The organism is Moorena sp. SIO2C4 (assembly GCF_010672485.1).
GTDB lineage: Bacteria > Cyanobacteriota > Cyanobacteriia > Cyanobacteriales > Coleofasciculaceae > Moorena > Moorena producens.
In genome coordinates this window covers 1-7,134 of the sequence record NZ_JAAHGN010000327.1, presented here as the reverse complement: position 1 = coordinate 7,134, position 7,134 = coordinate 1, and the positions used below count along the sequence as shown (strand labels likewise).

Genomic DNA, 7,134 nt, shown 5'->3' with positions numbered 1-7,134 from the left:
TCACGGTGTCGGGGGTTCTAATCCCTCCTAGCCCGTTTAATAAGCTAAGACATTATAGTATCTACAGCATATAAATCCCGTTCACGACCGATGGCAAATCTGAGGGAACGGGATAAATTTTTGTTGGACTGGGTCATAAAGATAATCAGTGCCAAAAATGCTATACCAGCACCACAGGAAAAAATCCCTCGATATCCTAAGAGGTCAGCGAAATAACCAAAGATCGGCCCAGCTAGACCAATCCCTAAATCAAACCCACTAATGCAGACAGCGAATACCTGACCCCGTTGATCAGCAGAGGAGCGGTCAGCCATCAAAGCAGTCATCATCGGTATGAATAGTCCAGTGCCAGCTCCTTCTAATAAACCAGCTAGTAAAAATCCAACTCCGGTTTCAGCCTGGGAAATCATCAACATTGAGATGATATAGCAAACCACACTAGCGGTGATAAATACTCCTCGTCCATACCGATCAGATGCCTGACCAGTTAATGCACGAATCACAAAACTAGCGATCGCAGTAGCTGTGAAAAACAATCCTGGATTGAGATTAATACCAGTCTCTCGAATAAACAGAGAGACAAAGCTAACTTTTGTTCCAAATACTATACCGAACAACAGCATGACCAAAGCTGGAATTCCAAGAGGAGGGCTGCTTAACAGCTCCCATAGTTTGACCAATAGCTGCCAACTCGAGTTTAACCAAGATTCTGATTTTCTCGGCTTTTGTTTAGCATGCCTGATTGGTTCACGAATCTGACTCCCTAACAGCACACCCAGCCCACCTAGAGCTGCAGACACTAAGAATAAAACAGTGTAGCTAACCTCTTGTTGTAGAAAACCCCCCAGCGCAGGTCCGAGACCTAAACCAATCGGTGTTGCCAAACTCATGTAACCAATTAACTCACCTCGCTTGTCAACAGGGGACAAATCGGTGACTAGAGCCAGATAACCGATGGTAAAGGCTGCAATACTGATGCCATGAAACATTCGAACCAGCATCAACAGGCTAATCGACTGGGTAAATAGATAGCCCAAAGGCGCTAGAGCGACAGCGATAGTACCAATAATTACTACCAACTTGCGACTGCGCAGGTCTGCCATACGCCCCAGTGGGTTTCTAAACAGCAACAGACCAATGGCAAAGCAACCCATTACTAACCCTACCTGTTGCTTGGTACCACCCACGTCTTCAATATATTGTGGCAGCGTTGGCGACAAAGACGTTAAGCTTGACCAAAACAACAGACCAACAGTAAATAAAATCAGCAAACTTTGGCGTTGCTGCCCTTCCAGGGTCTGAAAAACTTTCACGCGCTCTATAATCCTGAGAAAACTGGCACTTGAGATAGTTAGATAAAATCCGGTTGACTAATCATCATAGTCCTTATCGGGTAATGACTATTTGCGCTTTGGCTTACAGGTAATTGACAATTACCTGTAAGCCAAAGCGCGAACAGCCAAAAATCCGGGGACTATTTGGGAAGTAATTAACTGGACTTTATACTACTTCTCTAGTTTACTCTTCTTAACATTTTGCCCAGAGGCTTAGATAGGGTGATCGGGTGATGCGGTGATCGGGGTTGGGGGAAGAATCTCATGACCTATTATTGTTCACAAATTAATTAGGATTGCGATGCTCTGAAAGAGCCGCTACGCGAACGCAGCAACAACTCAGGTCAAGCTTGGCTACCGGTAGCCCATAATGGAGCGCTTAATATGATCACAAAAGTATTCCCGAAAGCGTTTGTAGAAGGGATAGGGGTCTTGCTGTTAGCACCTTTACAGGTTTTACTGTATCAAGGATAATTTTGAGCAAGCCTTTGGCTTACGCGAAGGGTCACCATTTTCACTATTTTATTTTACGGTTCACGAGCCTCTAATAATCGATTTTCTAGCCCAGTCTTTAGTATTCTCCAGGTAAGTCACCAACATTTTCCATTCCCTAGCTTCTTTTGTCAAATCCTTAACATTGCTCAGGTAGACTAGAGTAATGCGGCGCTCTTCGTTATCAGAACAAACCTCTAGAATGGTTTTGTATAGCTTTTCCCAATGCTCTAACCAGTTATCTTCAATGGGATCAAAAATTGCCTCGAACAAATTACGCCATAACAACTCAATAGTTTTAATAGTTTTGAGATTTTCCTCGGTAGGCTTATCCCAGCCTACATGGCGCTGACGTAATACTTTAATAGGTGGGGGATTTTCACTCATAGACAGCAAGTTGACTATTCAGTCTTTGGAGCTACATTCCTAGAATTCCCTAAATGCTGTCTTAACATCACAGTTTCACAAAAAATCAAAAATTCCTCCTAGTTTAGCAAAGAATAGGAGGAATAGCCGATAATCTTAGCTGCCTAACTTCTAGATATGAGGCTAATGGTAAGCTATCAGCTATCAGCTATCAACCAAATACCAAGACCAAAGGCTGACGGCTGATAGCTGACGGCTGATAGCTGACGGCTAATGCTAAAAGACGGCTAGTTGAGAGCTTCCGTCCTTGAGGCGGAGCTAACTAACGTTGCCCCCGCTTAGTCTAAAACCTAGAGCCTATTACCTAGAACCATTAACCTAATTTAACGGTCTACTGACCCCATAATAATGTCAATACTACCGAGAATCGCCATAATATCGGCAACTTTGACTCCTCTGAGGATATGGGGCAGAATCTGTAAGTTATTGAAATCGGCTGGACGAATCTTCCAACGCCAAGGAAAGACATTATTATCACCAATAATGAAAATTCCTAGTTCTCCTTTCCCAGACTCAAGACGGACATAGTGTTCGCCCTTGGGAATCTTGAAGGTAGGGGCAATTTTCTTGCCCATGAACTGATAATCGAAGTCGTTCCACTGGGATTTGCGACCCTCTGCCATCCGCTTGGCTTCTAGGTTTTCGTAAGGACCACCGGGAAGTGCTTTTAAGGCTTGACGGATAATCTTAACGGACTCCCGCATTTCCCTAATCCGCACCACATACCGGGCAAAACAATCACCCCCGGTTTCCCAGTGTACTTCCCAATCGAAGTCGTCGTAGCATTCGTAGTGGTCAACTTTGCGCAAATCCCACTTGACTCCAGAACCTCGTAGCATCGGGCCAGAAAGTCCCCAGTTAATGGCTTCTTCCCGACTAATGGTACCGACACCTTCAACTCGGCGGCGGAAGATAGGGTTGTTGGTGATTAACCGTTCGTACTCATCAACTTTAGGGTCAAAGTAGTCACAGAAGTCTTCGCACTTATCTATCCATCCATAGGGTAGGTCAACAGCAACTCCACCAATACGGAAGTAGTTGTTGTTAATTAACCGTTGTCCACTGGCAGCTTCCCATAGGTCATAAATCATCTCCCGTTCCCGGAAGATGTAGAAGAATGGGGTTTGGGCACCCACATCTGCTAGGAATGGTCCAAGCCACAGCAGGTGATTGGCAATCCGATTCAACTCCAGCATGATCACGCGGATGTAGCTGGCACGTTTGGGTACCGGAATATCTGCTAATTTCTCTGGGGCATTGACTGTAATTGCCTCGTTGAACATCCCTGCTGCATAGTCCCATCGGCTCACGTAAGGGACATACATAATGTTAGTGCGATTCTCGGCAATTTTCTCCATGCCTCGGTGCAGGTAGCCAATTACCGGCTCACAATCTATCACATCCTCCCCATCTAGGGTGACAATTAAGCGGAGAACGCCATGCATGGAGGGATGGTGGGGACCCATGTTGATCACCATGGGTTCGGTTCTGGTCTCGATCTTTGCCATATTTTGATTAATTGCCCCAACTGTTAGCTGCTAGCTGTTAGCCGCTAGCTATTAGCTTACCAAAACAGAGGCAGATAGGTAGTGTATGTTGTTAACTCTAACAATGCAAGAACAATTTGATATTTTTAATTCAAACTGTTAATTTCTGTTTAAGCTCCTTCTTTCCAATGCTTAGGTTAACGGGAATTGCTACGTAGAAGTTCGGTTCTACGATCCTTAAACTATCAGCAATCACATTACCATCTTTATCAAAGGAGTTGATAGTTTGAATTACTGCACTAGCTGTGCATCGGGGGTGGATTGTGGTGCCAAGGTGGTTATTACCAAGTATAAGTGAAATTTTATCCCAACAGGAATTAATTGAAAGCGATGACAAGGTTACTGTTTCAGTAGAGCAAGCAACTGTGATTGACACTTGCTCAGTAGGTGCTAGCTGTCGCAGAACAAGAGAAGCGGCTAGCCCTAAGCATAGGGCAGCAGCAGCTAAAGCTCAACGGGAATGGCAAAGTGCGATCGCTACCTTGGAACAGTTGCTGTTGCCAGGGGTTTCAGGCAACCGATCAACAAGCCATAATCCCGAACACTCGTCGAAGCAAGGACTAATTATAGCTGGTCCTGCTCCAGTCTTAAGTGATCGAGAGCTACTGGCAAGTTTCGAGACTGGGATTTTTACGAACGACGCCTTGAATCCTTGGGCTTTTATGCCCTTCCAGCTACCTCCGGCTCAACCTGATACTACTCCTTTTGTACAAAATACGACCTACAGGTTACCCCTGTTTCCAGGAGACCCCTTAGCTAACGAGCAGTTTTGTTTAGTTTTTACTAAAGACTTTAGCTTAGTCATGGTCTCTGGGAAAGACCACTTTGGCGTTCCAGGCTTTCAATTCTCCTTTGACCCAGAGGATATCCAACATGTTTGGGCATCACTGCGCCATAGACTATTACTGAGCAGTTCTCATCATCTCAAGCAGTTGGAAGCTTTAATGGAAAAATTTGTGCCAAAGCCCCCCGATTACCGCATTGTAATGAACTTTGGTCGTGGGCTTCTGGAGAATTTACCAGAACTGCCTTCAGTAGAACTGAGCCAGACTATACCGGTTACAATATCCGAGTCAACAATGGTTCAGCCAAGACAACCTCAGCATCAGAGGGATAGGGTCAAAACTGGTAGTCACTCACAAAATGGGTCTTCTAGTACACCCTTTGCCAAGAAACAGAAAGTACAGGAGCCTAACTGGCAACGATTGGTGAAAAATGAAGCGCGAGGCTTTCCTAGAATCTCTGCTGTTCACCCAAAAGAAAATTCTGAAGCTACACCTGACGTTGAGCTGCTCCGAGCTCTGACCCATGAAATCCGGACACCCCTAACTACAATTCACACCCTGACTAAACTACTGCTTAGACGTCGTGACTTGCCTCCAGAAGTCATGCGGCGTATAGAAATTATTGACCATGAGTGTAGCGAACAAATCAACCGCATGGAGTTGATTTTCCGGGCAGTAGAATTAGAAACAACGGCAGCCAAGCAAACCCCTGTTAGCCTGACCTGTATATCTCTGGCTCGGGTTTTTCACAACAGCATCCCCCGCTGGCAAAAACAAGCACAGCGACGTAATTTAACCCTAGATGTAGTCTTACCGCAACAGTTGCCAACAGTGGTCAGTCATCCCGCCTTGCTAGATCAGGTGCTAACTGGCTTGATGGAAAATTTCACCCGGTCTATTCCAACAGGGGGTCACATCCAGTTACAGGTTACACCTGCTGGAAACCAGCTGAAGTTACAATTCCAGTCTCAGATTAATCACGAAACAATTGCTGACGACCATTGCCCGACATTGAAGTCCCTTGGTCAGCTGCTGACTTTCCAGCCAGAAACGGGTAGTATCAGTTTGAATTTGAATGTGACCAAAAATCTATTCCAGGCGTTGGGGGGCAAACTAATTGTTAAGCAACGACCCCAACAGGGTGAGGTGATGACAGTATTTTTACCGTTAGCTGACCTGGCTAAGACACCATTGCCTGGGATTGGTTAACCATTACCTCGACGATTTTTTAAGTTTCAGAGGCAATTGGTAGCAGCACTTTAAATTGGGAGCCTTGCCCGAATCGACTAACTACTGCAATTGAACCACCGCCCCGTTGTAATAACTGTTGCACAATGGTTAAACCTATCCCTGCACCAAGGTCTTCCCTAGGTGTTGACCTACCCCGATAAAAACTGTCAAAAATCTTAGGTATGTCACTTTCAGCAATGCCAATACCTGTATCACTAAATATCAGCTGAACATACTTGCCCTTACGAGTTCCCTGTACTCTAACTTTACCGCCAGCGGGAGTAAACTTTAAACTATTGTGCAACAGATTAATCACGATATGCCTCAAGCCCACCTCTGAAAACAAGACTGAGGGGAGATTGGCGGGAATTGTGTAGCCGAGCTGGATGCCTTTTTCTTGGGCAAGGGGTTGATAGGTGCTGACAATACCAGGAACAATGTCTGCTAGCTTCAACGGCAAGGTTTGATCCGTTTGGGGGTCACCCTCTAGCTGAACCAGTTCTAGTAATCCAGCCACTAAGGAATTTAAGCGATCGCATTCTTTATAAAGAAGCCCAATATAGCGTTGGCGTTGGGCGAGCTTCATTTGTGAGGCATCGAGCAGCTTCAGGGCAGTTTTCATGTTCGTTATGGGTGTCCGTAATTCCTGAGCCACTCGCTGAAGTATCTCATCACTCATATAAGGCTCGACCTTTGATAAGGAATTCTTCCCTACCACAACCGACTCAGGAACTGCTGGCGGTGATGGGGGAGATGGGTTAGTCTCCCCGATTGGCTGTGTTGCCAGGGTATTCTGAACAATTTCTTCTGTACGTTGTACTTGTTTAAGCAACAACTGGGTTAGTAGTGTACTATTAAGTGTTTCTGGGGGAGCTAAAAGGGTTTCCCAATGGCTGAGTTGGTCTGCTGTATTGCTCCCAATAACTGTACTTAACCCCTGTAAAAACTGCCGAATTACTGATTGCTCAAGGGTAAAAACAGCTAACAATGGTTGACTGAGTTCACTATCAGTTAGATTGTCAGATTCCGATAGATCAGGCTGGCAAGCCACAATTAAACTACTATAGTTCTCACCGAGAATCAGTAAGAAATACTCCTGTTGTAGTTGAGTTTCAGTCTCCAACGGTAGGGAAAACAGTTGAGAATCTCTGTTGAGGTTAACTCCGTTTTTCCAGTCATCTCCTAAACAGTGGCACAGATAAATTGTTTTGGGTAAATCAACCTGTTGTTGATACCGTTTTATTTCTCTGTGCCAGCCCTCACCCTGTGGCTTGACCAAAATTGTGGCTGAAATGTTTTGCTGAATTAGCAGGTCAAAGA

Annotated in this window: 5 protein-coding genes; 1 reads left to right on the top strand and 4 read right to left on the bottom strand. The window is 45.1% G+C overall.

Annotation, left to right across the window (positions count from 1 at the left end; translation table 11 throughout):
* Positions 1–44: 44 nt before the first annotated feature.
* The 3 genes from F6K20_RS17780 to F6K20_RS17770 all read right to left on the bottom strand — a co-directional run bounded on the left by F6K20_RS17780 (position 45) and on the right by F6K20_RS17770 (position 3,760).
* On the bottom strand, positions 45–1,313 hold the full coding sequence (locus F6K20_RS17780) for an MFS transporter (RefSeq protein WP_008182044.1): 1,269 nt from the start codon (positions 1,311–1,313) through the stop codon (positions 45–47).
* Positions 1,314–1,868: 555 nt separating this feature from the next.
* Positions 1,869–2,213, bottom strand: a complete 345-nt coding sequence (locus F6K20_RS17775; protein WP_008182045.1) for a hypothetical protein — start codon at positions 2,211–2,213, stop codon at positions 1,869–1,871.
* A gap of 362 nt (positions 2,214–2,575) precedes the next feature.
* Positions 2,576–3,760, bottom strand: coding sequence for an NAD(P)H-quinone oxidoreductase subunit H (locus tag F6K20_RS17770; protein WP_008182046.1), 1,185 nt, complete (start codon positions 3,758–3,760; stop codon positions 2,576–2,578).
* A 302-nt stretch (positions 3,761–4,062) separates the two neighbouring features.
* Between F6K20_RS17770 and F6K20_RS17765 the strand changes: the two genes are divergently transcribed.
* Positions 4,063–5,793: a sensor histidine kinase gene (locus tag F6K20_RS17765; protein ID WP_044492597.1), complete on the top strand. Its 1,731-nt coding sequence runs from the start codon at positions 4,063–4,065 to the stop codon at positions 5,791–5,793.
* Between the two features lie 19 nt (positions 5,794–5,812).
* Here F6K20_RS17765 and F6K20_RS17760 read toward each other — a convergent pair.
* Positions 5,813–7,134 (bottom strand): ATP-binding protein (locus F6K20_RS17760; RefSeq protein WP_287295497.1); only part of this gene is annotated, 1,322 nt, incomplete at its 5' end.

Bases quoted from the DNA above. Each gene is read 5' to 3' on its own strand.
- F6K20_RS17775 (WP_008182045.1), bottom strand. From the start codon at position 2,213: ATGAGTGAAAATCCCCCACCTATTAAAGTATTACGTCAGCGCCATGTA.
- F6K20_RS17770 (WP_008182046.1), bottom strand. From the start codon at position 3,760: ATGGCAAAGATCGAGACCAGAACCGAACCCATGGTGATCAACATGGGT.